Origin of the sequence: Streptomyces sp. NBC_00459 (assembly GCF_036013955.1) — a bacterium.
Taxonomy (GTDB): Bacteria; Actinomycetota; Actinomycetes; order Streptomycetales; family Streptomycetaceae; genus Streptomyces.
Map to the genome: position 1 here is coordinate 4,612,983 of NZ_CP107903.1, position 23,200 is coordinate 4,636,182.

Consider the following 23,200-nt stretch of genomic DNA (forward strand, 5'->3'; position numbering starts at 1 on the left):
CCATCCGGCGGACGGCCGCGCCGTCCCCGTATCCGAGCCGCGCCGGGCGCCTTCGCCGCCTGCGAGGAGACCAGCCGTGAACGACAGCCGACTGCGCAGGCCCTCCGCCGTGCGTACCCTGCGCGTGGGTGAGTTGAAGGTCAGTTACGTGCCCGACGGGGCGATGCTGCTGAAGCCGGCCGGCAGTCCGCCCGAGGCCGTCGACCGTCACTGGAGCAGATACGGCGCCTACCTCAACGACACGCGCCGCCTCGTCGCCAACACCGGCGGCCTGCTCGTCGAACACGGTGCCCGGGCCCTGCTGATCGACGCCGGGTTCGGCCCGCGCGCGGTACCGGAGGACCCCGCCCACCCCGACCGGGGCGCGGTGCACGGCGGCTCGCTGCCCGGCAATCTGGCCCTGCTCGGGCGGTCGCCCGGGGACATCGAGACGGTGGCCTTCACCCACCTGCACCCCGACCACACCGGCTGGGCCTGCGTCGACCCGCCCCTGTTCACCCGGGCCACCTTCGTGATCCCCAAGACCGAATGGGACCAGGACCACCGTGACCCCGCGCTGGAGGCCCTCGAACCCCGGACCAGGCTGGTGCTCGCCGGCGAGGAGATCTTCCCCGGCGTCCACGCCATGGCCCTGCCCGGCCACACCTCCGGGCACACCGGCTTCGTCATCGCCTCCCACGGCGCCCGCCTGCTCGCCTTCGGCGACGCCCTGCTCTCCTCCCTCCAGATACGGCACCCCGAGTGGTCCGCGATCTCCGACACCGACCCCGCCCGGTCCGAGCGCCACCGGCGCCACCTGATCGCCGAACTCCTGCGCCCGGACACCCTCGGCTTCGGCATCCACTTCGCCGACGTGGTCTTCGGCAGGGTGCGAGCGCACGGCGAGAACGCGGTCTGGCACCCGCTGTGACACATCGGCGCGGGGCACCTCACGCCTGACCACATGGGCCGACCCGCAGGACCGGATGTGCGGGCCCGGGTGACGCAAGGCGGCGCGTCGGCCAACTGGCTTCCACAGCAGATGAGTTGCCGTGTCACAGCCGCGCCACAGCGGTGTCCTGAAGGGAGGACGGGCGTGACCTGCGGACCCTGTGAGACCTCATAGTGATCACAGAGCGGGAAGCGGTGGAAACGCCGCCGGCTCCCTGCTGCCCCGCCCCCGGAAGGAACTCCCCGTGAAGAACCGCCACCTGCGCAAGGCCGTCCTCACCGCCGCCGCGATCACCGCCGGACTGCTGATGACGGCATGCCAGAACGGCACCGCCGACGGCTCGTCCGACAAGAGCCCGGCGGACAAGGCCGGTCCGGTGGCGACGGCGGAGAAGGCGTCGGGCTCCAAGAACTCCGAGAACTCCACGACCGCCAAGGACTCGAAGGGCGTCAGCGGTTCGTTCAAGAACGGCAAGGTCAGCTATCTCGCCCCCGGCAAGTACATCGTGTCCGTATCGGGCAAGGACGACCAGCAGTTCTGGGTCGCCGACGACACCGAGGTCTACGGCGTCGGCACGATATGCGGCGTCGCGGGCTCCAAGGTGGACGCGCCGTGCACACTCGACCAGTTGGAGTCGGCCCTCAAGAAGGGTGCCGTGAACGCCGACGTGGAGATGAAGGACGGCGTCGCGACCCTGGTGATCGAACGCCGCGCCACCCAGCAGGACTCGGGTTCCGACTCCCGCGAGACCGTCGTCGAGGGCATCGACCAGGGCAAGGGCGTCAACGGAACCTGGTTCGGCAACGTCTCCTACCTGGCGCCGGGCAAGTACACCGTCTCCGACCTGAAGGGCACCGAGCAGCAGTTCCTCGTCGCCGACGACACCAGGATCATGGGCTACGACGACATCTGCGATGCCGTGAACACCGGGCCGGGCGGCGAGGGTGGCGTCGAGTGCACCGAGGCCCAACTGGAGAAGGCGGCCAAGAAGGGCTTCTCCGCCGAGGTCGAGATCAGCAACGGCATCGCGACCACCATCACCGACGACCACTGAAACCGAACCGCGGGCCGGCCGCAATCGGCCGGGCCGCGTAGAACTCAGCCCCGGCGAGCGGCGCCGTCCGGCCACACGACGTCCACGGGGACGCCCACCATCCGTGCTTCGAGGACGGTGTCAGCGGTGCCGCCGCCCTTGCCGGTGGGCGGTTCGCCGTTCCATACGGCGAAGAGACGGTCGGCACGTTCGATGAGCACGGCGTTGGCGGCCTCGTACGCCTGCCGGTTGGCTGTTTCGTGGGGGAGTACGAGGACTTCCTCGGCCGCCTCGACGAGGTGATCGAACAGGGCGGCGTGGCTGGGCCTGACCACGTTCCGGCTGTAGTCCTGTGACGGGACAACAACCGTCAGCCGTCCGCCGACGGCGAGGACGGCTTCGGCGAAGAGGGAGTCGGCACCCTCCGCGATGCAGGAGACGCCGACCAGTTGGTCGCCGTCGGCGTACTGCTTGAGCAGTTCGTCCAGTGCCGTACGAACCAGACGCACGCTGTTCTCGGTCAGATCCATGTGCCCGGTCACCGCGATGGTCGTCACGTTCGCATCCTCTTTCAGGTCGACAGCACGTCGCGGATTTTATCGCGGGCCTCGCGCACAGGGCAGGCCGCGCTGCTGCCCGGCCCCCTGGCTCATACGCTCAGGGCATGACGATGACACCGCAGCAACTCCGCGACCAAGAGCCGACTCTGGAGCTGATCAACAGCGAGCTCTCGTCGCGCATGGAGCGGCAGGCGGAGTCGGGCGCGAAGGTGGACACGAAGGCGGTCTTCCTGGTCGGGTCCGCGGCCACGGCCACTCAGTTCCTGGCCTCTCGAACCTTCGAACCGTTCACGGGCGCCGCAGCATTCGCGGCCTATGCGATTGCCGTCGCTTTCGGTGTCTCGATCTTCAACCTCGCGGAATACGAGGACATCGAGCCGCGCGAGGTCCTGGAGAATCACGGCCGATCCTCGAAGGGCGCGGCGCTGGTGGCCCTTGCCGCCACAAGAGTTGGCATGTTCGAGAAGAACGCTCGTGTACACACGCGGAAGACAAAACGATGGACGGTCAGCCTCACCGCTCTCGTAGTCGGCGTATGCCTCTCAACTGTCAGTATCGTGCTGCACACTGGCGACCATGGCAGACGCACAGAACCAGGGAAACCCTCCCCCGCCGCCACCTCCACCCCCTCCCCCGCCGGCTCCAGAACCGGAACCGGCGCCGACCAGTCTCACTGACGCCTTCGCCAATCCGGCTCTCGTCGGTTCAGAGAAGCGGGGCGACGACAAACCGAAGCCCGGCAGCACAGGTAACGACAGGACCGGGAACGTCAGGGCCGGCAACAGCCGGTCCGGTAAGGGCAGTTCAGGTAACGGCAGATCAGGTAACGGCAGGTCCGCACAACAGCGTTGACAGTGCGCCTGAGGCAGGAGCGCCAAGATCCCTCCCACCTGAAGTGGTTCGCCTGGGAGGCAGAGCGCGCCCCTGCCCACGGTGCCAACACATGTGATCCGGCCGGCAGATGTACGGAGGGTCCGGCGGGCACCGATCCCGGACCTGCCAGCACTACGCCAATTGCACGCCCCACTCGTCCGTCCCCCGTCTCAACTGCGGAGGGAAGGACCGGCCTCTGCCGGGCGAACAGCCCACAGAGACAAGAGACTTGAAACGCGGCGACGCTCTGGTCGGCAACCGCGTTCGCTCAGGGGGGCGTATATGACGAAGCGACGAGCGACGTTCGGACCACGGCGCCCCAAGGTGCCGTACACCGCTATCGCCCTCCTGGCCATCGCCGGCGGTATCGGTCTGCTCCTGCTGCCCCTTTTCGTGTCCTTCCCTTGGGGCAGCGCGGTCAGACTGTTCCTGGTGCTCGGAACCGTGGCAGCTTGGGCCGCGTGGTCGAACCGACGAAAGGCGTACCCCGACGCCCACACGATCAGGGAACAGGACCCACGTCCACCCGTGCTCTTCCTCCGTACGTTCGGAAAGGAGTCGGTCTACTTCTCCAGGAGAGAGCTCCCATCGGACCTGACCCGGGCCCAGCGCGCCAGGGAGCGGTTCACAGAGGATCCCTTCGAGGGCTTGAAGACTCTCGAAGCCTTCGTACGTGGTGAACTCCACGAGCGTGTGGGACCGCTGGTGGCCCTGGGAGATCCGACCGACCGCCTGCCGCGCGACGGGGCGGCCCGGACATGGGTGGGTTACGGCGTCTGGCAGGACGAGTTCCTCAGGCAGATCGCCCAGGCACGCTGTTTCATCGCGGAGATCCATGACTCACCCGGTCTTGCCTGGGAGTTGACCGAGATCTTCGGATCCGAACACCGCCGCGGCAGACTGTTTGTCTTCACTCCGCCCCGGGGCGAGAACGGGCGGGCCTCCGTCGCGGTCTCGGTGAACAACCGGGTCCTGCGGCAGCGTCCCGAGAGCTGGGAGAAGACGGTCGAGTTCATGGGGAAGATCGGGTACTCCCTGCCCACTGTGAGCCCCGGCCCCGGCGCGGTGATCGGATTCGGTTCTTCCGGGGAGGGCATCGTGCTGGCCACGGGAGCCACCACCGCCGCGGGTTTCGTCACACCGATTGTCGAGGCCCTCGCCGTCATGGAGGCAGAGGCAAGATGACGCATCACTCGAACTCGCCGGCTAGATAAGCCCTTTCTTCACGAGATTCCAATAGTGCTGACCCAGCACCGTCAGTTTGCAGGACTTGCTCTGCATGGCGGCATGCCACATATGAGGTGCGTCGACAGGGCGGACGAGGTTCACCTTGACGTATTTCTGGAGCACAGCAAAAATTGCCGTTCTGGCAGGGTCGGGCGGCGGAATCCGAGAGTCCTGAACCTGTTCCAGGGACCTTTCCGGCTCAAAAGAAGGGTCCAGTTGCAAACTGTCCTCCGGAGAGGGGAAGTGCTTGGTGAGTGACTGCAGATCCGTAAGGGCGATCGGCGGTTCCGTCTTCCTCAGGGACACGAACGTCTTGACGTTCGTCTTGAACACCGGCCGCTGCGCCCAGGGGCCGAGCGACTGGTCGATGTGGGCGTAGACGCTTCCGGGCGTGATGTCCCCGACGAGATTCGCCGCTGCCCCGTTGAGCGCGTCGACGAACAGGCTCGTAAAGACACCCGCGCCGCCACCTGGTGTTTCGTAGGAGTACTGATCAGCGGTCGAAGCGGTCAGGATGGTGACACCGTCGGAGATCTCGGCAAGTCCGGTGGCCATCGAGCTGTTTGCCGCCACACCGCTGTGACAGCTGTCGAGGATGACCACCTTGTTCCTGGCACGTGAGCTGTTGGCCAGTGTCATGACCTCAGCCAGAGCGAGTCCGTCATCTCCGGTCTCGCAGTCGCTCGCACACAGAAAGCCGCCGGTGTCCTCGATGTACCCATGGCCCGCAAAATAGAAGAGCGCGATCTCCGAATCGTCGGCGAAAAGCTCCCTGACCGCATCCTTGAGATCCCTTTTCGTCACGCTCTGTTCGGCACTTGTTCCCGTCAGCACATGAGGTGCGGGGAAATTGAGGGTGCCGTCGGCGTTGCGCTCGATCGCGGTCTTCACCGAGTAGGCGTCGTTCACGCAACCGCTGAGGGAGTGCATGCCTGCGTAGTGATCGATTCCGACGATTAGCGCCTTACGCATAAACCCCTACAGCAAGTCGATGAAGCTACTGTCGGCCTATTTGTCACTCGGCTGCCGATGCTACTCGCCCCCGCGTGCATCTGAACCCATTTCGGGCGCACTGGCTCACACCTGCCGGGAGGACAACTGATCTGGTGCTCCAGCGGTGTGCGACCGAACTCGCCCTGGCGTCTGGCCCCATGTCGTCGGGCGGACGTACTTCCTCCGGCGAAACATGCCGGTTTCGGCCGATCCCTCTGCTTCACCAACCCGCTGACCTAGCGTCATTCCTCACCAGGGGGTGCGCAGCGGCTCACGCCCGAGTCCTTCGACGGCAAAGGCGCTGACGCGGAGTGCACACCGGGACCACGACACGTCGCCCTCGCAGCAGTCCGCCCCTGCCGTCCTGGACGCCACGGCCGCGCTCCGGAGAGAGCCGCCCCCTGTCACTCCTTCTGTTCCTCCTGCTCGTGTTCCTCCTGGCCGGCGCTGCCGTTCGGCCCGGCGCCCAGAACTCAACTCCCGTCGTGACGCTGGGCATCGCGACCGATGACGACACACCGGCACTCTCCTCGTTGGTGATCGGGGACCCCGGGCTCGGGCCTTCGCAGCGGCTGGTGTCCGAAGGACCGTGGGAGGGAAAGTCGGAGACGAAGTGGCTGATGAACGTGTGCACGGGCTGGCAGCGCACCTGGCGGTCCCAGAACGGTGACGAAGCGCAGGCAGTGGTGTGGCGCTGCCCGGGCACCAGGGACGCGGCGACACTCGTCTGGTTCGACCTCTTCAACCCCAACTTCTTCGAGCACCCGACGAACCTGCGCTCTCTGCCAGGCGCCTGGCTCACTCCCGAAGTGCGCTACGTCAGCGGTGCGCGGAGTCGTGAAGTGCTGTTCGCCCAGGGCAACCGAGCGGTTCGGGTGTCCTTGCGGACGCCGGCCGAGAGCCGCCTCGACGAACTGTCCGAGCGTGTCACCGCGGTGGCCGCGCGGCAGACCGAACTCGTACCCGGTGAGCGAGCCGAACTGAATGAACCGGAGTACACCGAGGGCATGTTGGTGCTGTTGACGACGCCCGCCCTGGGCTATCTCGTCTACATCCTGCCCTGGCGGATGATTCGCACCCGGCACGTCTGGCGTCGTTACCGCGTCCGGCGTCACGACCCCGCATGGCAGGACGTGTCCCGCGCGGCCCTCAGACTCGCCGTCCTGGTCCGTATCCGGGCGACATTCCGCGTATTCGGCTTCCTCGTGCTGTTCATCCTCATCGCCACCCGGAACCTGACCATCGACCCGGTCGTCATGCTGACCATCGCCTACGTCGGAGGCTGGCTGCTGCCCGGCCGCAGCCCCCTGTTGAAGCGTGCGTGGCAGCCGCGCCCCGTGCGCGGTCGTTGGGACGTACGCGGCGGCCACGCGTGGTGGGTGCGTGCCTGTGGTCTGGCGAGCCTCCTGCTCTATGCGGCCGGCCTCGCTCTCTTCTTCGTCTTCTACATCGCCCAGCTCTCCGGCCTCGGGGCTTCGCCCCTGATCGACGGTGGCCTGCCCACCGCCAGATACCTGCAGGTTCAGTCCTTCGGACACCTGATGGCCTATGTCGTACTGGCGGTCGTCGGTCTCGGGGCGGGCAGCGCGGTCATCGTGATGTCGGGACTTCTCATGCTCGGTGGAGTGCTCGTACGCAGGCTGGGACGCTCCTACGCGTTGAAGGACGCCGAAGCCGCCCAACAGGACAGCTCCGAGCCGCCCGTGCTCTATCTGCGCAGCTTCACCGACGACTCGGCCACGATGCCGTCGAGCGCCATCGCGCGCACGAGCGTGCTGGAACGCGCCAGTTTCGCCTGGCGCCAGCCCTTCGAGGAGATCACGGTCCGGCACGTCTGGGCACTTGGACCTGTCATCGCCGCTTCCCATCCCGCGGACACCAGGAAACGGTCCGACATCGGCGCGGCCCGTATGAAGCTGGGCACCAACTGGCAGGCGGAGATCGAGGCCAAGGCACTCGAATCCCGGCTCGTCGTCGTGGGCGCCACTCCGGAGGTCATCAACGAGGGACTGCTCCAGGAGCTGGAGCTTCTGGGCAGGCACCCGTCGATTCCCGTCGCCCTCTTCCTCGCGCCACTGGCCGAGCACGAACTGCGCAGACGCTGGCACTCGTTCATCGACGCCGCTCTCACAGCGGGAGACTCCGGGTCTCACGGCCGGTCGCGCTTCGAAGGGCTGCGCGCTCACAGGAACGACGCGAGCGGCGCCCTGGTCCTGCTCAACACCGGGGGCACCGAGTGGCACACCTGGGGAGCCCGCCGACGTACGGAGTTCACCTATGCGATGGCCTGGGGCGAGGCCCGCGACACCCTCGCCCGCCGCAGCCGAACCACGACCAGCGAGTGACCAGGAGTCAGCGGACCTTGTCCGGTGGGACCAACGGTGGGCGGAGGAGCAGCGAGAGCGCCCCGTCGTACACCTTCGTGCCGATGATGCCCCGGCGAGTCAGCACGGTCGACGCCACATCGAGTACGTGCGATACCCGCCGCCCGTCATCCTCGTGCCCCAGAATCCGTACGGCCAGCGCGCGGTGCATCTGTTCCGCCGCGGCCGGCACATCGACGGAGGACAGTTCCAGCATCTCCAGGATCCGCTCGGCGTTGGCGCGCGCGGTCAGGTGCGTCGGGTGGTACCTGCCCTTCCTGCCACACGGCGGGAAAAGGATCGTCACGCGATGCTGGAGGCCGCTGCAGCGGATCAACTCGATCTCCCACGCGAGCGATTCACGCATCTCACGGCCCGGCGCGAGCAACAGGACGATGTGCGTGGCTTTCCCCACCAGCGCGCCGATGTGCTCCCGCCAGCTCTCCTCCGTCGAACGCAGGTACACCGGCCCGGGCGGCGAGTGCCGCACAGCGGCGTCCACCAGCGTGTAGGTCCGCATGCCGTGGTGGGACAGTGCCCGCGCCGTGACCTGCTCCAAGGTCAGGGCAGGGGACCACAGCCCCATCCGGGGATGAGTGGGAAGCAGCACTTTGCCGTCGCCGCCGAACGTCCGCAGCAGCAGACAGTACGAGGCATCCGACTCGACGATCGAGTCGACGGCCTGTGCGCAGTCCAGGGTCGCGTGGGGCCGTTTGTACCGCAACCACCACCGCAGGCCACTCGCCGAGCAGAGTGCGAGGACCGGGAGGAGGGTGACCTTCGAGATCCGGGCAACCGATTCGATCATCTTCTCCATCCCGGCCTGGGGGTCGAGAAGGACGTACACGAAAAAAGGGGCCAGCACCAGCGCGGCTGCCAGTAGACCGACCTCTCGCACGAATCTGAGGAGTCGCCACCTCACCGCGTACACACGGCTTTCGGCATCGTCCGTCCCATCGCTGTCCTGGCGCCCGACCCTTGTCATGGAGCCTGCAAGAAGGCTGCGAGCAGCCTTTCCGAAGGGCACGCCCGGTGGCAACAGGTGCGGGGGCGCGCGCGAACGGCGCACAGGAGTGAGAGCCATCGGTCATTCATTGCAATAGGCCTGGCAGTGGCTCTTCGTCACCCCGGACGCGGCCCTGCATTTAGCACACATCCCCTCCGATAGACCGGAAAAGAGGCGAGATCTGCGGACATGACGAAGTTGTTCACCTTGCGCCTGTCGATCTGCAACACTTACGACCCGTTAGCCCGATTGATCATCCGTTTCGGACGCCATGCACAGGGATGCGGCAACCCGGAGATCGTCGGGGGATCAATAGGCAGGGGGGCCTTTCCATGAGCCAGCAGGTTCTTCCGTTCTATCTCGTCTGCGACGAGTCGGGTTCGATGTCCGGCGACCCGATCAACGCGATCAACAAATCACTGCCCGATCTGCACCAGGAGATCGGCAGCAACCCGGTGGTGGCGGACAAGACCCGGTTCTGCTTGATCGGTTTCTCCAACGAGGCAGAAATCCTGCTGCCTCTCTCGGACCTGAGCGTGGTGGCCTCGATGCCCGCGCTGAGGGCCACCGGAGGCACCAACTACGGGGCGGCCTTCAGGCGCCTCAAGTCCACCATCGACGCCGACGTCACCCAGTTGAAGGCCGAGGGACACCAGGTCTACCGCCCCGCGGTGTTCTTCCTCTCCGACGGGCAGGCGAATTCCAACTGGCAGAGCGACTACAAGGCGTTGGTGGATCCGGCCTGGCGGTCGCACCCCAACATTCTGGCCTTCGGCTTCGGCGAGGCCGACGAGTCCGTCATCCGTCAGGTGGCGACGACGAAGGCGTTCATCGCCGACGGAACACTCGGACCGGCCGAGGCTCTCGGTGAGTTCGCACAGTCCCTCATCCGTTCCATCGTCAACTCGGGTACGCAGTCGGCAGCCAGTTCCACCGGCGGGGCAACCCTGGTGATGCCGGACGCCGTTCCCGGATTCACCACGATCACGGCCGACCCGATCTGACATCCGCAGCGGGTCGGGAATCACGGGGAAATGTTGTGGCGTGGATTCCGGGGCGTACCGAAAGAAGGTCACCGGAAGGCAAAAGCATTGAGGTCCGGCCGCACCGGGCCTGAAGGGGGCGGTAATGACAGAACCGACGGATGCGGCGAACAGCGCAAGAACGGCGGATCCAGTGAGTGCGGGGGACGGCACGTGCACGGCGGATCCCGTGAGCGTGGCGGCAGCCGCAGCCGCAGCCGCAGCCAGTACATCGGACATCACCAGTCCGTGGGAAACAGTCAGTACATCGGACACCACGAGTACAGCGAATACGGCGGATACAGAAGATTCGGGGGATACGGGGGATACGGCGGACACGGGGAACTCGGCCGAAGCTGCCCGCGCAGCCGTCGTCACCGTGCCTCCCGCGCGCGGAACGGAGGACGCGCTCCAGCAGTCCGTCCAGCCCGCGCCGGCGCCCGCCCCCGTGATCCGGGGGCCGGAGTTCCCGGAGCCGGTGGTCCTTGTCGGCAGGCCCTCCCTCGGCTCGACCCCCCGGGCGCTGCCCCAAGTCACCGCCCCTGCCCCGGACTCCGTGGTGGACGGGGGGACCGTCGGTGCGCTGGTGGTACGCGGCGCCTCCATCCGCGGCGACGACCACCGGTACTTCGGGGAGACCCGGCAGGATTCGATGGGCTTCTGGAGTCTGGCCCCGCCGCCCTCGGGCGGACCGGAAACACCGGGCGCGGACCCAGTCCTCCTGGCCTGCGTCGCCGACGGTGTCGGCAGCCAGCCGCTGTCCCAGCTCGGTTCGGCGGTGGTCTGCCGGCTGCTGCCGCAGCATGTAGCCCTCCGCTTCGACCTGCTGGCGCAGCGGGCCCCGCTCGAAGTGCTGGGCGATGTCTGCCGGGCGGTGGCCGCCGACATCGCCGCGGGCATCCGTATCGAGGCGGCGGAACGCCGGGCCGGGCCGAAGGAGTTGTCGTCGGCGATGGCCGCGGCGCTGGTCTTCCCAGGTGGTGCGCACGGTCCCGCGCGGGCGTTGCTCTTCGCGGTGGGCGACTGCCAGGGCTTTCTGCTCGGCCGCCGCGGTGGGTGGCGGCCCGTCCTGCAGCCGGCGGGCGACGAGGGGGCCATCATGAGTACGGCGACCGACGCGTTGCCCGGCCATCCCGACCGTGTGACGGTGACGGAGTGCGCCCTCGACTCCGGGGACGTACTGCTGCTGTGCACGGACGGCCTCGCCAACCCCATGCGCAACGACAGTGTGCTGGACCGGCTGGCACAGTACTGGGGTGACGGTCGGGCGCCCTCACTGCCGGAGTTCTACTGGCAGTTGAGCTTCCGTGCGCAGACGTTCGGCGACGACCGCAGCGCTGTCTGCGTCTGGGTGCCGTGACTGCCACCGGCGCCCGGCACGACGTCCAGATCGCCGCCCTCGACCTGGGTGAGAAGCTCGGCAGTGGCGGTCAGGGCGATGTGCTGCGCGTACGCAACCGGCCCGGTGAGGTGTTCAAGCGCTACTTCACCGGGTCGGCCAACGGCGAGTCCATGCGGTACCTGGTCGAGTTCCCCGACACGCTCTCCGCCGAAGACAGCGAGGCCCTGTTGCGGCAGACCGCCTGGCCGTCGGCCCGGGTGGTCAGGCACGGCCAGGTGGTCGGCTTCCTGATGCGGGAAGTGCCCGCTTCCTTCATCGGGCAGACCAAGGCGGGGCCCAAGCTGCGGGAACTCCAGTACCTGCTCTATCCGCCGAAGCCGCTGTGGGGAGACATCGTCCCGCTGGACACCAACGGCCGGATCGAAGTCGCCCGCGCCTTCGCCGGGCTCGTCCGTGTCCTGCAGGAACGGCAGATGGTCATCGGGGACATCTCGATGCGCAATCTTCTCTGGAGCCCGGACGTCCCGGCCCGGATCTGCCTGATCGACTGCGACAGCCCGACCCGGGTGGGCATGCCGCCGGTGCTGCCCACAGCGGACACCCCGGACTGGAACGACCCGCAGCAGCAAGGCGGTCCGAGCCCGGCGACGGACCTCTACAAACTGGCGCTCCTGGTCGGCAGAACCCTCAGCGGCAACGCCGCCGTCCGTCCGGGCCAGCCGTTGGAGCTGCCCGCCGACACTCCGGAGCCGATCGTCACCGGGGTAAGGGCCATGTTCGACCGCGCCGGACAACCGACAGGGCCGCGTCCCGAGGCCGCGCAGTGGGTACGGGCGCTGAGCGGACGCGGAGAGATCCTCGTCGGCCCGCCGCCGGCCAGGCGTGTGCTGCCGCCGCCGCTGCCGATGGCCGACCTCGACGGCCCGGGCAGCCCTCGGGGCTCGATCCCACTGCGGCCGCCGGACAAGCCGTAGCCGCGCACCGGACAACACACACCAAGAGTCGCCGCTTCGCGGCATTCGCCGCCAGGAGCAGGCACAGGGGACAGGGCACAGGGGGAACAGGAACATGGCCGAGCAAGTGCGACTGGTCGCCGCGATCGACTTCGGCACCCACGGCACGGGATTCGCCTGGTCGTTCGCGAGCGAACGTGACCGTGAACCGGTGCACCGGCGGATCAATCTGTTCGACGACTGGGAGGGGCAGCCGACCAACTACGTCAAGAATCTGACGGCGGTCCTCCTCGACAGCGCCGGTGAGGTCCTGGAGTGGGGCCACCAGGCGAGCCGCCGGTTCCAGATGGAGAGCCGGGAGCATCCGGAGTACGAGTACGCGCAGGGCTTCAAGATGGGGCTGCTGCCCGAGACGGGGAAAGCGGTCAGGTCGGCGTCTCCGGCGGGCGCCACCACATCACCGCGCCGGCTGATCACCTCCTATCTGAAGGCTTTCCGGCGCTTCGCGCTGGACCGCATCATCGCGGGAAGCCGGGTCCAGGAGAACGAGATCCTCTGGGTACTGACAGTGCCCGCGATCTGGCAGGACCGGGAGCGCCAGATCATGCGCGACTGCGCCGTGGAGGCGGGCTTCCCCGCCGAGTCGGAGCGGCTGCTCATCGCGATCGAACCCGAGGTCGCCGCCCTGTACTGCCGGTTCGACACCGGTCATTCGGGGGTCGGCGCGGCCGGGGACCGGTTCATGGTGGTGGACGCCGGTGGCGGCACCGTGGACATCACCGCGTACGAGAAGACCGAGCACGGCCTCACCGAGATCGGCTACCCCTCGGGGGGAAGCCTGGGCTCCACCTACATCGACCGGTATCTGCTGGAGACGGTGCTGCCCGAGCGGTTGGGCAACGAGTTCATGAAACGGGCCCGCCACCTGGAGCCGGGGGCCTTTGTCGCGCTCTCCGACGAATGGGAGCGCAACAAGCGCAGCTTCGACCCGGAGAACCGCCGTTCGGTCCTTCTGCAGATGAGTCACCGGCTCTTCCGGATCATGGAGGAGTCGGACACCCGGCGGTTGGCCGCGATACAGAACGGTGTGGACGACGCCATCGAACTCGGCTTCGACGAGGTGATGGGGCTCTTCGATCACGTCACCAAGCCCATTCTGAAGCTGGTGGACGAGCAGTTGCGTCAGATCGGGAGCAAGTCGGTCCAGCGCGTGATGCTCGTGGGCGGCTTCGCGCAGTCCCGGTATCTGCAGGAGCGCCTGCGGTCCCACCTGTCCAGGCGTACCGAACTGGTCGTGCCCTCCAAGCCCTCCTGGGCGGTCCTGCTCGGCGCCGTCCACCTCGGCCTCGAGCCGACCCTGATCCGCGGCCGCCGCACCCGGTTCACCTACGGCGTCGCCACAGCGAAGCCGTTCGACATCGTGCGGGATCCGGCGAACCTGCGGCTGATCAAGTACGACGGTACGCCGCTGTGCGACAACAGGTTCGACAGCTTCGTGGAGGTCAACGAGGTGGTGGAGCCGGGCCGCGAGGTGCGCCGCAGCTACTTCCCCGTGCTGGAACAGCAGCGGGAGATGTCACTGCGCCTGTTCGTCTCGGAGAAGAGCGATCCCCGGTACGTCACCGACGACACGTGCCGGTGTGTGGGTGAGCTGACGATGGACATGACGCCGACCCTGTCCCATCCGCCGGACGAACGGTGCATCGAGATGACCATGATCTTCGGCGGAACCGAGGTCGAGGCGCGGGCCCGCGATGTGCGCTCCGGCAAAGAGGTCAAGACACACATCCACTTCTCGTAGAAGGTGAGTCTCAGGTCATGGAAGCGGCATCACAGTCGGCGGGGCAGACCTTCGAAGCCATCTTGGCGATGGTGGGCAGGAGTCTGGACGACATGGCGACCCGGCAGCACACCACCGGGAAGGAGGTACGTGCCCTGTCCAGCGCCCTTGGGGCAGTGCAGGAACAGATCGCCGAACTCGATCGCCGGACGAGCTATCTGAACGACCGTTTCACCGAGATCCTGGCGGAGACACACCAGCAGGAGAAACCCGGCACCCTGACCCAGGAGAGCTACGACCAGTTTCAGCTCGCCGAGGATCTGAAGACGCTCTTCGCCGACATCGACCACGGGTACCGCACGGCCTACCAGTCGGCGGTGAAGACCCCACCGACCGCCAAAACCCGGGCGCAGTTCCTGTGCAACCTGCTCAACTGGCAGCTCAATGACAACCTGGACTGCAAATCCGTCGTCGAGACCCGCTTGTGGCCCAACTCGGCCAACGACAGCACGTTCGCCGCACTGGTCGGCAGGATCACCGCCCTGCGCAGGGGCGCCGGAATGCTGGACCCGAGCTGCGAGTTCTCCTTCGACCCGCACCGGGAGAAGGTGGAAGGCCGGAACGTCGAGACCTGGGGCGTGTGCAACCCGGCGAACGACGTCCAGTTCGCCGTCACGCCCTCGTTTCTGGTCGGCTCGCGCTGTCTGCTGCCTCAGCAGGTCTACACCGAAGGGCCGGACGTCTCGCGGGCCGGCCCGCACGGTGGCGTCCACTGACCTGCTCCCCCGACAGGGCCGGACGTACCGCCGCCGAGCGGCCCCGTTCCGTCCCGTTGCCCGCCCGGTTGTCCGGGAACCTCACCGGGATTGTCCTTGATCGGTAACTGACGGATCCCGGAGCCGCCGTTTCTCGTCATGCCAGTTGGTCGCGAGGTGACCGAGGATCGGCGAGGAACTGCGGGAAAGCGGTGGGGACATGGCGCGGCACAGTGGCGGGCGGGGCTGGTACGGCAAGGTGCTCGGCGCGGCGCTCGGGGTGACGTTGCTCGCCACCGGGGCGTCGGTGTGGACCGCGCAGGCCGGGGCCGTGGACGACTCGGCGCCGAAGGCGACCGCGTCGCCCAGGCCGGGCGGTGCCGTCAAGCCGGTCGCGGTGACCATCGTGCACGCCTCGGACAAGGGGGCGCGCGGCGTCAACATCACCATCGACGACGGCCCCGACCCCGTATGGACCCCCCAAGTGCTCGACGTACTGCGGGAGTACGGGGTGAAGGCCACGTTCTGCATGGTGGGGACGCAGGCGCAGGCCCACCCGGACCTGGTGAAGGAAGTGGTCGCGGCCGGGCACCGGTTGTGCGACCACTCGGTGTCGCACGACACCACCATGGACAAGCAGTCCCAGGCCTACCAGTCGCAGCAGATCCTCGACGCCGAACGCATGATCACCGAGGCGTCCGGGGGCGTACGCCCGATGTACTACCGGGCGCCCGGCGGGGCCTTCACCCCGTACAGCCGCAAGCTCGCCGCCTCGCACGGCATGCGTCCGCTGGGCTGGAACGTGGACACCAAGGACTTCGAGCAGCCGGGTGCGGACGCCATCGTCGCCACCGTCGAGCGCGAACTGCCCAACGGGCCGACGCTCCTGTTCCACGACGCGGGCGGCGACCGCTCCCAGACCGTCGAGGCACTGCGCCGGATCCTTCCCGAACTCAAAGAGCAGGGTTACTCGTTCGGCTTCCCGGTGCGCTGAACGCGGGCCACGCGTGAGCAGGGCTGCCGTACGCGCGGACCGACCTGGGCGGCGCCTACCGCTGGGACCGGGCTCCCGGCGCCGGGCTGCCCGAGCCCTGACGTGTGCTCAGCCGGATGTGCCGGGCGGCGGCGTGGTGCGGGTCCTGAGCTCGGCTGCCTCGGGTGCGGTGCCGGTGTTGCCGCGGGCGAGGCCGCAGGTGCCCGACCTCGATGCGCCGTCCTGGCCCGTCAGCTCCACGGCGACCTGGCCGTCGGCGTCCTGGCTGTAGGCGATCGTGCAGGTCAGCTGGCGCAGAGCAGTGCTGTCCAGGCCCTTCAGGGCGAAGGGCAGACGGACCGTCACCCTGCCGCCCGGGGAGGTCGCGACCTCGACCCTTCCGCCCAGGCTCGGGGGAAGCGAGGTGCTCAGGCCTGCGGCCCGGTCTTCCTCGCGCGGGCCGGCGAGCAACGCCGCGACGACCTTCTCCGCCGGCACGGGTCCGTCCGTCTCCGCCGAACCCGGCTCGACGTATCCCTCGCCGAACGCGGCCGAGACCGCGGTCGACCGGATCACGGGGCTCAGCCCTCCGTCGGGGGAACGGAAGAAGAGCAGCATGTCGTACTCGCGGTTGAGGAAGGCCTGGAAGCTGGCGGGACCGCCGGCTGCGATGACGTCGGTCTCCTGGATACCGCAGCCACCGAGCAGCGCCACGGCCGCCGCGACGGTGACGGTGCCGGTCGCCGCACGTCGGCGGCTGCGCACACGCCTCATCCGCCTGCCTCCTCCGTGTGGAGCGGTATCTCGACGGTGAAGACGGCACCGCCCTCGGGCCGGTTCCCCGCGTGGATCGTGCCGCCGTGCAGCCTCACGTTCTCCAGGGTGATCGCCAGTCCCAGGCCGCTGCCCTCCGAACGGGTGCGGGCCGCGTCGACCTTGTAGAAGCGGTCGAAGATGCGCGGGAGCGACTCGGGGACGATCCCGGGTCCGCTGTCCGCCACCTCGGTGATCAGCACGGTCGAGCCCGGAGAGCGTTCCTCGGTGCGCAGCCGTACCGTGACGGGCGTGCCGCCGTGCCGCAGGGCGTTGCCGACGAGGTTGGCGATCACGACGTCGAAGCGGCGCGGGTCGAGCCGGGCCCGGATTCCGCCGGGCAGTTCGACACGGATCCGGTCGTCGGTCCAGTGCCGGTGCCGCAGGGTGTTGCGGATGGCCTCGGCGACATCCACCTCGTCGGCGTTCAGTTCTGCCGCGCGGGCGTCGAAGCGGGAGATCTCCATCAGGTCCTCGACGAGCACGGCGAGCTTTCCGGTCTCCGAGCTGACCAGCCGGACCGCCCGGGCGGTGTCGGCGTCCAGGCCGTCCGCGTCCTCGTCGAGGACCCCGGTGACGGCGAGCATCGCGGCGAGGGGGGTGCGCAGTTCGTGCGAGACGTCGGAGGCGAAACGGCGGGCGCGTTCCTCGGCCTCACGCAACTCCCTTACAGAACACTCCAGTTGGCCCGCCGACTCGTTGAAGGTGCGTGCCAGGTCGGCCAGTTCGTCGCTGCCTCGCACCGGAATCCGGGTGTCGAGTCGGCCGCTTCCCATGCTCCGGGACGCCTCGCGCAGTTTCCGCACCGGGCGCAGCACGCTGCGTGCGGCGATCAGGCCGGGGATCAGCGCGACGGCCAGGCCCGGCAGGGCGCCGTCCCGGGCGGCCGTGAGGAGGGCGTCGACGTTGACCTGCTCATCGGTCATCCGCATGACGGCGTACAGGACGAGTCCGCTGGGCAGCACGCTGTTCGGGCTCGCCTTGAAGACCATGGGCATGGCGATGGTCAGATAGGGAACGCCGTCCTTGACGACCCGCTCGAAGCTGCCGTGGGGGTCGGCCCGCGCGGCGCGGCGCAGTCCGGGCGTGATGACGGTGGAGACGGGGTTCTCGCCCGAGGAGGCGCGGATCGAACCGTACTCGGCGAACACCACCCAGGGGTGCGGCTTGCCCTTGCGGGCGATGTCCCGCAGGACCTCCTCCATGCCCTCGGCCTGTACGGGCAGGTCGAAGGCCGTCTGCTGGACCTGGTCGCGGAACGACGTGACCGCCGTGTCCTGAGCGGTCTGCAGCAGCGCGGTACGGGCCTCACGGTAGGTCAGCGCGGACGTCGTGCCGGCGCTGACGCCCGCGACCAGCAGGAAGGCGAGCAACAGCCGCGTACGCAGGCCGAACGCCCTGATCCGCGACCGGTCGTCGGCGGCGGGAACGCCCTGTCCCGCCTCCTTGCCGCGGCGCGGTGGAGCAGGGCGGGCACCGGTGGTCACAGCGGCCCGAAGCGGTAGCCGAAGCCCCGCAGTGTCTGGACGTAGCGGGGGCTGCCGACCTCGTCCTCGATCTTGCCGCGCAGCCGGGCGACACACGCGTCGACCAGCCGGGCGTCGGCGTGGTAGCTGTGGTCCCAGACGTGCTCCAGCAGTTGCTGCCGGCTGAACACCTGCTCGGGGGCGGCGGAGAGGTGCAGCAGGAGCTTGAGCTCGGAGGGGGCGAGCGCGACCGGCCGGCCGGTCTTGGTGACGGTCAGCCCACCCCGGTCGATGGTGAGTTCGCCGTAGACCTCGATGGCCGGACGCCCCGGGCCGCTGTCCTCGATGCGGCGCAGTACGGCACGGATCCGGGCCTCGATCACCTCGGGACGGGCGGGCTTGACGATGTAGTCGTCGGCGCCGGCCTCCAGGCCGATGACCACGTCGAAGTCGTCGCTGCGCGCGGTGAGCATGATGATCGGCAGCTGGCTGTGCTCGCGGACCCGCCGGCAGACCTGTACGCCGTTCATTCCGGGCAGCATCAGGTCCAGCAGCAGCAGATCGGGGCGGAACTCGGCCAGCGCGGCGAGGCCCGCCTCGCCGGTCGCGGCAGCCCGTATCTCGTGGCCGCGGCGGCGCAGACCGAGTTCGACCCCCTCGCGTACGGCAGGGTCGTCCTCGATGAGGAGCACGCGGGGCATCGGCGGTTCTCCCTAGGTGGTGGTCAGGTCCGGGTCCGTCTCCGGCGCAGGCCGGAGAGCAGCGCGTCGAGTTCGGTCAGGCGCAGCGGACGGGTGAGCAGGGCAAAGGTGAGGACGACGACAACCGCGCCGGCAGTTGCGGCGGCCGGGGCCCCCGCTCGTACCGCGCCCAGGGCCGCGAGGTGGCCCAGCGCGGTGGCGGGGACGGCGGCGAGCAGCAGCCGCGCGTGGGCGCCGACGGCGGACGACCGCAGCGGGTGGGCGACGGCGAGCCGGCGGCTCAGCACCAGGCCGGTCACCGCCCAGCCCGCGCACAGCGCGAGCGAGTACGCCGCCGCCATGCCCGTCACGGCCCAGCGGGCCGGCAGCAGATGTGCGGCGGCCAGGGAGAGTCCCGCGTTGAGGGCGACGATCACGAGGTTGAGCAGGAACGGCGTACGGGTGTCGGAGAGCGCGTAGAAGGCGCGGGACAGGACGTACTGACCCGACAGGGCGACGAGTCCCGGCGCGAAGGCCATCAGGATCCCGGCCATGGCGGCCGTGTCGTCGGCGCTGGTCCTGCCGTACCCGAAGACCAGAGCCATCACCGGCTGGGCGAGGGCGAACAGCGCGCAGGCGGCGGGGACGACCGCCGAGGCGCAGACGCGCAGGGCGTGGGAGACGTCGCGGCGCACGGCGGCGGTGTCCCCGTCGGCGGCTGCCGCGCTCATCCGGGGCATCAGCGCGGTCACCACGGAGACGGTGATGATGCCGTGGGGTACGACCCACAGGGCATAGGCGTTGTTGTACGCGCCGTATCCGGGGCCGCCGTCGAGGCCCGCGGTGGTGGCGAGGCGGGTGGTGACCCAGTACGCGGCCTGGTTGGCGAGGACCAGCAGCACCAGCCAGCCGGCCGAGCGCAGCGGGCGGGTCAGTCCGCTGCCGCGCCAGTCGAAGCGGGGCCGCCAGCGGAAACGGGCGGCGCGCAGCGCGGGGACGAGGGCGAGCGCCTGGACGGCGATACCGGCGGTCGTGCCCCAGCCGAGCACGGCGGTCCCGGCCGGGGTGAGCGTGTCTCCGCGCCCCGTGCCCGGAGAGAGGTACAGGGCCAGGTACAGGCCGAAGACGGTGATGACGACGACGTTGTTCAGGACCGGCGTCCACATCATCGCGCCGAACCGGCCGCGTGCGTTGAGGACCTGTCCGAGCAGCGTGAACAGTCCGAGGAAGAAGATCTGGGGCAGGCAGTAGCGGGCGAACGCGACGGTCATCGCCGCCTGGCCGCCGGTGTAGTCGGTGTACGCGTCGACGAGTCCGGGCGCCGCCCACACGGCGGTCACGGTGATCGCCAGCAGGGCCACGACGCAGACGGTGACGAGCCGGTCGGTGTACGCGGCACCCCCGTCGTCGTGCTCCTTGGCGGCCTTGACCAGCTCGGGCACGAAGACGGCGTTCAGTGAGCCGCCGAGGAGCAGCATGTAGACGATGGTGGGCAGGGCGTTGCCGACCGCGTAGCCGTCGGCGACGGGCCCGATGGTCCCCAGCGCCGCCGCGACCACGGCGGACCGGGCGAAACCGGTGGCCCGGCCGACGACGGATCCGACGGCCATGACGGCACTGCTGCGAGCCGTGCTGCTACTTGCCGTGCTGCCGCTGCTTGCCGTACTGCCGCCCGCCGTCGGCGGCGCGGTCGCCACGCTCGGCGTCCTCTGCTGTGGCTGTCGCTGCTTCATCGGCGGTTCAGGTACGCCTGGAAGGCGCGGTAGAGCGCGTGGTTGGCGCTGCCGCCCAACGGTCGCTCCCATTCACCCAGCGTCTCGACGACCTGTCCCCCGGTGCCGAGCTTCCATCGCAGCAGCCCGTACGCGCGTTCCTCGGGATCGAGGGTGGAGGGCACCCCCCGCATGTCGTAGACGTCGGCGCCCAGGGCGTGGGCGTCCAGCAGCATCCGCCACTGCAGGGCGTTGGAGGGCCGGACCTCGCGACGGTGGTCGGCCGAGGCGCCGGTCTGGTACCAGGCCCGGCGGCCCACCGTGATCATCGTGTGGGCGGCGAGGATCTCTCCCTGATGACGGGCGAGGTAGAGCTTCATCCGGCCTGGTTCCTCGGCGTTGAGCGCCGCGTACTGACGCTCGTAGTAGGCGAGCGAGCGGCCGAGCCGGAACCCGTCGCGTCGCTCGGTGATGCCCAGCAGCCGGTGGAACTCGGGGAGTTCGGCCGCGCTGCCCACCACCACCTCCACGCCCTCCTTCCGGGCCCGGCGCACATTGCGGCGCCACTCCTGGTTGAGCCCGGACCACAGGTCCTCCGTGGTGCGTCCGGCGAGCGGCACCCGGAAGACGTGCCGGGGCTGGGCGTCGCCGTCCGCTCCGGTCCCGTCGCCACCGCAGCGGCGCCAGTCCCGGGCCCGCAGCCGCTCGGCGACGGCGGTGCCGAGCGGGTCGACCTCACTGGCGAGGACGTCGCCCAGGCGTCGACCCGGTCCGGTGAGCGGCTTGAGCAGGGCGGCGTCCCAGCGCCGGTAGGCGGGCGACGGGCCGATGCGCACGGCGAAGGCGCCCGCGCTGCGCAGGTGTTCGAGGAGCGGGTCGAGCCAGCCGTCGACACCGGGGTCGTTCCAGTCGGCGACGGGCCCTTCGGGAAGGTAGGCGAAGTACTTGCGGGTGCCGGGGAACTGCCGCAGCAGCACCAGGGCCACGCCCGTCAGCTCGCCCGCCTCCGGATCCGGCCCCCAGCCGAGCAGTCGGGCGCGCCAGCCCTCCTTGACGTCGGCCCAGGACGGGCACTGCAGGAATCCGGCGCCGAGGGCCGCGCCGGCGGGGGACGCGAGGAAGGCGCGGTAGGTCTCCGCGGTGATGGTTCGCAGGGCCACGCCCGGGTGTTGTGCCTGGGGCACGTGGCTGGGCGGCACGAGCAGCGCTGACACAGTCCGGTCCTCTCCTTCTCCCCGGGCATTTCGCGGGGTCGCAAAGGATGCTCACAGCGGCCCGTGACCGCTCCGTCCGGCGAATGTGACCGGACGATGACCGTTCCTCACCAGTCGCCGTCACATGGCTCCACAGCGGCTGACCTCGGTTTTTCCGGATCTACAGTCACCACATCGCCGACTCTGGCCCACCTCGTTCCCGCCCTTCCCGGAGGTTGCGTTGTCCTCGCTGTCCCCGTCGTTTCGGTTGTCCCGCACCCGCGTACTCGCCCATGCCCGCGTCCGGGCCGTCGTCGTGGCCGCCCTGCTGGCGCCGCTCGCCGCCTGCTCGTCGAGCGCCTCCCCCACCGCCCCGGAGACCAAGGTGAAGCCGGGCGGCGGCGACCGCCCCGTCACGGTCGCCGTCACCCCCACGGGAGAACAGGTCCCGGCGGGCAGGCCGGTGAGGGTCACGGCCACCGGCGGCAGGCTCACCTCGGTGACCGTCACCGACGCCGAGGGCCACCGGCTCGCCGGCAGGGCCGCCGCCGACGGCCGGTCGTGGGTCTCCGACCGCAAGTCCGTACCCGGCGCCGCGTACACGGTGACGGCGGCGACCCGGACCGAGGGCGGAACCACCAGGAGCACCAGGGCCGCCTTCACCACGGCTCCGGCCGCCAAGGTCAACAAGGTCGACTGGCGACCGGGGGCGGGCGCCACCGTCGGCATCGCCCAGCCGATCTCCCTGGTCTTCGACTTTCCCGTCAGGAACCGGGCCGAGGTCGAGAAGCAGCTCAAACTCACCACCTCGAACGGCACCGAGGGATCCTGGGGCTGGATAACCGACTGGTCGGGCAGGGACCGGGTGGACTGGCGGCCCCGGACGTACTGGAAGCCCGGCACCAAGGTCACGCTGAACGCCGAGCTGAACGGCACCGACTCGGGCACCGACGGCGGCTGGTTCGTACGCGACTACACGACCGCCTTCACCATCGGCGCCCAGCAGATCGTCAAGGTCGACCTCGACAGCCACCGGCTCACCCTCGTACGCGACGGCGAGACCGTCCGGCGCATACCGGTCTCCGGCGGCACGCCCGGCGGCGACAAGCGCTCCTGGCGCGGAACCGCCGTACTCATGGCCAAGGAGGGCACGATCAACATGAACTCCGAGACGGTGGGCCTGGGCAACACCTACGACAAGATGGTCGACCACTCGATGCGGCTGACCTGGTCGGGCATGTACGCGCACGCCGCCCCGTGGAACGCCCCGTACTTCGGCAGGGCCAACCACAGTTCCGGATGCATAGGGATGAGCGACGCGGACGCGGCCTGGTTCTACGGGCAGGTACGGCCGGGCGACCCCTTCGAGATCACCGGCAGGGACACCAAGGGCGTGGTCGCGCCCGGCAACGGCTTCGGCGCGTGGAACCTGTCGTGGACCGAGTGGCGGGAGAGGAGCGCGCTGCGCCGATAGGCGGTCCGGGCACCTTTCGTGGCGCCGCGCCCGATCCTCCCGGTGCGGCGG

The 23,200-nt window shown here is 69.1% G+C and carries 20 protein-coding genes; 12 read left to right on the forward strand and 8 right to left on the reverse strand.

Annotation, left to right across the window (positions count from 1 at the left end):
* The first annotated feature begins 76 nt into the window (after positions 1 to 76).
* Both OHN74_RS20150 and OHN74_RS20155 read left to right on the forward strand, forming a co-directional pair.
* The gene (locus tag OHN74_RS20150) at positions 77 to 910 is read left to right on the forward strand and encodes an MBL fold metallo-hydrolase (protein ID WP_327695950.1); all 834 of its coding nucleotides are present in this window, start codon (positions 77 to 79) and stop codon (positions 908 to 910) included.
* Between the two features lie 265 nt (positions 911 to 1,175).
* Positions 1,176 to 1,985 (forward strand): hypothetical protein, encoded by an 810-nt coding sequence (locus OHN74_RS20155; protein ID WP_327695951.1) that lies wholly within the window; start codon positions 1,176 to 1,178, stop codon positions 1,983 to 1,985.
* A gap of 44 nt (positions 1,986 to 2,029) precedes the next feature.
* On the opposite strand, the gene OHN74_RS20160 is transcribed toward OHN74_RS20155, so the two are convergent.
* Positions 2,030 to 2,521 (reverse strand): hypothetical protein, encoded by a 492-nt coding sequence (locus tag OHN74_RS20160; protein ID WP_327695952.1) that lies wholly within the window; start codon positions 2,519 to 2,521, stop codon positions 2,030 to 2,032.
* A gap of 107 nt (positions 2,522 to 2,628) precedes the next feature.
* Between OHN74_RS20160 and OHN74_RS20165 the strand changes: the two genes are divergently transcribed.
* Positions 2,629 to 3,201, forward strand: a complete 573-nt coding sequence (locus OHN74_RS20165; protein ID WP_327695953.1) for a hypothetical protein — start codon at positions 2,629 to 2,631, stop codon at positions 3,199 to 3,201.
* 478 nt (positions 3,202 to 3,679) lie between these two features.
* Positions 3,680 to 4,582, forward strand: a complete 903-nt coding sequence (locus OHN74_RS20170) for a hypothetical protein (RefSeq protein ID WP_327695954.1) — start codon at positions 3,680 to 3,682, stop codon at positions 4,580 to 4,582.
* A gap of 21 nt (positions 4,583 to 4,603) precedes the next feature.
* Here the strand turns inward: OHN74_RS20170 and OHN74_RS20175 are convergent, their stop codons facing one another.
* The gene (locus tag OHN74_RS20175) at positions 4,604 to 5,596 is read right to left on the reverse strand and encodes a caspase family protein (RefSeq protein WP_327695955.1); all 993 of its coding nucleotides are present in this window, start codon (positions 5,594 to 5,596) and stop codon (positions 4,604 to 4,606) included.
* A gap of 506 nt (positions 5,597 to 6,102) precedes the next feature.
* On the opposite strand from OHN74_RS20175, the gene OHN74_RS20180 reads away from it, so the two are divergent.
* Entirely contained in the window at positions 6,103 to 7,962 is a 1,860-nt protein-coding gene (locus OHN74_RS20180; RefSeq protein WP_327695956.1) for a hypothetical protein, read from the forward strand.
* 7 nt (positions 7,963 to 7,969) lie between these two features.
* Here OHN74_RS20180 and OHN74_RS20185 read toward each other — a convergent pair whose 3' ends face one another.
* The gene (locus OHN74_RS20185) at positions 7,970 to 8,878 is read right to left on the reverse strand and encodes a hypothetical protein (protein WP_327695957.1); all 909 of its coding nucleotides are present in this window, start codon (positions 8,876 to 8,878) and stop codon (positions 7,970 to 7,972) included.
* A gap of 440 nt (positions 8,879 to 9,318) precedes the next feature.
* On the opposite strand from OHN74_RS20185, the gene OHN74_RS20190 reads away from it, so the two are divergent.
* The 6 genes from OHN74_RS20190 (at position 9,319) to OHN74_RS20215 (ending at position 15,832) form a co-directional block, all read left to right on the forward strand.
* The gene (locus tag OHN74_RS20190) at positions 9,319 to 9,990 is read left to right on the forward strand and encodes a vWA domain-containing protein (protein ID WP_327695958.1); all 672 of its coding nucleotides are present in this window, start codon (positions 9,319 to 9,321) and stop codon (positions 9,988 to 9,990) included.
* Positions 9,991 to 10,387: 397 nt separating this feature from the next.
* Entirely contained in the window at positions 10,388 to 11,368 is a 981-nt protein-coding gene (locus OHN74_RS20195; RefSeq protein ID WP_327695959.1) for a protein phosphatase 2C domain-containing protein, read from the forward strand.
* Positions 11,365 to 12,324 (forward strand): hypothetical protein, encoded by a 960-nt coding sequence (locus tag OHN74_RS20200; RefSeq protein WP_327695960.1) that lies wholly within the window; start codon positions 11,365 to 11,367, stop codon positions 12,322 to 12,324. The genes OHN74_RS20195 and OHN74_RS20200 overlap by 4 nt, the downstream gene beginning before the upstream one ends.
* 94 nt (positions 12,325 to 12,418) lie before the next feature.
* A complete protein-coding gene (locus OHN74_RS20205) occupies positions 12,419 to 14,104 on the forward strand; it encodes an Hsp70 family protein (protein WP_327695961.1) in 1,686 nt (561 codons plus the stop codon).
* A 17-nt stretch (positions 14,105 to 14,121) separates the two neighbouring features.
* The gene (locus tag OHN74_RS20210) at positions 14,122 to 14,859 is read left to right on the forward strand and encodes a hypothetical protein (RefSeq protein WP_327695962.1); all 738 of its coding nucleotides are present in this window, start codon (positions 14,122 to 14,124) and stop codon (positions 14,857 to 14,859) included.
* 199 nt (positions 14,860 to 15,058) lie between these two features.
* Complete coding sequence (locus OHN74_RS20215) at positions 15,059 to 15,832, forward strand: polysaccharide deacetylase family protein (protein WP_327695963.1); 774 nt, start codon at positions 15,059 to 15,061, stop codon at positions 15,830 to 15,832.
* Positions 15,833 to 15,940: 108 nt separating this feature from the next.
* On the opposite strand, the gene OHN74_RS20220 is transcribed toward OHN74_RS20215, so the two are convergent.
* The 5 genes from OHN74_RS20220 to OHN74_RS20240 form a co-directional block, all read right to left on the reverse strand.
* Positions 15,941 to 16,585: a hypothetical protein gene (locus tag OHN74_RS20220; RefSeq protein WP_327695964.1), complete on the reverse strand. Its 645-nt coding sequence runs from the start codon at positions 16,583 to 16,585 to the stop codon at positions 15,941 to 15,943.
* Positions 16,582 to 18,111, reverse strand: a complete 1,530-nt coding sequence (locus tag OHN74_RS20225) for an ATP-binding protein (protein ID WP_443060415.1) — start codon at positions 18,109 to 18,111, stop codon at positions 16,582 to 16,584. The genes OHN74_RS20220 and OHN74_RS20225 overlap by 4 nt, the downstream gene beginning before the upstream one ends.
* On the reverse strand, positions 18,108 to 18,791 hold the full coding sequence (locus tag OHN74_RS20230; RefSeq protein WP_327695965.1) for a response regulator transcription factor: 684 nt from the start codon (positions 18,789 to 18,791) through the stop codon (positions 18,108 to 18,110). Before OHN74_RS20230 ends, OHN74_RS20225 begins: the two co-directional genes overlap by 4 nt.
* Before the next feature lie 23 nt (positions 18,792 to 18,814).
* Complete coding sequence (gene murJ / locus OHN74_RS20235) at positions 18,815 to 20,380, reverse strand: murein biosynthesis integral membrane protein MurJ (protein ID WP_327700195.1); 1,566 nt, start codon at positions 20,378 to 20,380, stop codon at positions 18,815 to 18,817.
* Positions 20,381 to 20,499: 119 nt separating this feature from the next.
* On the reverse strand, positions 20,500 to 21,696 hold the full coding sequence (locus OHN74_RS20240) for a lipid II:glycine glycyltransferase FemX (RefSeq protein WP_327695966.1): 1,197 nt from the start codon (positions 21,694 to 21,696) through the stop codon (positions 20,500 to 20,502).
* A 247-nt stretch (positions 21,697 to 21,943) separates the two neighbouring features.
* On the opposite strand from OHN74_RS20240, the gene OHN74_RS20245 reads away from it, so the two are divergent.
* Positions 21,944 to 23,149, forward strand: coding sequence for a L,D-transpeptidase (locus OHN74_RS20245; protein ID WP_327695967.1), 1,206 nt, complete (start codon positions 21,944 to 21,946; stop codon positions 23,147 to 23,149).
* Positions 23,150 to 23,200: the final 51 nt, after the last annotated feature.

Bases quoted from the DNA above. Each gene is read 5' to 3' on its own strand.
- OHN74_RS20205 (WP_327695961.1), top strand. From the start codon at position 12,419: ATGGCCGAGCAAGTGCGACTGGTCGCCGCGATCGACTTCGGCACCCAC.
- OHN74_RS20165 (WP_327695953.1), top strand. From the start codon at position 2,629: ATGACGATGACACCGCAGCAACTCCGCGACCAAGAGCCGACTCTGGAG.
- OHN74_RS20170 (WP_327695954.1), top strand. From the start codon at position 3,680: ATGACGAAGCGACGAGCGACGTTCGGACCACGGCGCCCCAAGGTGCCG.
- OHN74_RS20210 (WP_327695962.1), top strand. From the start codon at position 14,122: ATGGAAGCGGCATCACAGTCGGCGGGGCAGACCTTCGAAGCCATCTTG.
- OHN74_RS20190 (WP_327695958.1), top strand. From the start codon at position 9,319: ATGAGCCAGCAGGTTCTTCCGTTCTATCTCGTCTGCGACGAGTCGGGT.
- OHN74_RS20175 (WP_327695955.1), bottom strand. From the start codon at position 5,596: ATGCGTAAGGCGCTAATCGTCGGAATCGATCACTACGCAGGCATGCAC.
- OHN74_RS20215 (WP_327695963.1), top strand. From the start codon at position 15,059: ATGGCGCGGCACAGTGGCGGGCGGGGCTGGTACGGCAAGGTGCTCGGC.
- murJ (WP_327700195.1), bottom strand. From the start codon at position 20,380: ATGGCCGTCGGATCCGTCGTCGGCCGGGCCACCGGTTTCGCCCGGTCC.
- OHN74_RS20230 (WP_327695965.1), bottom strand. From the start codon at position 18,791: ATGCCCCGCGTGCTCCTCATCGAGGACGACCCTGCCGTACGCGAGGGG.
- OHN74_RS20220 (WP_327695964.1), bottom strand. From the start codon at position 16,585: ATGAGGCGTGTGCGCAGCCGCCGACGTGCGGCGACCGGCACCGTCACC.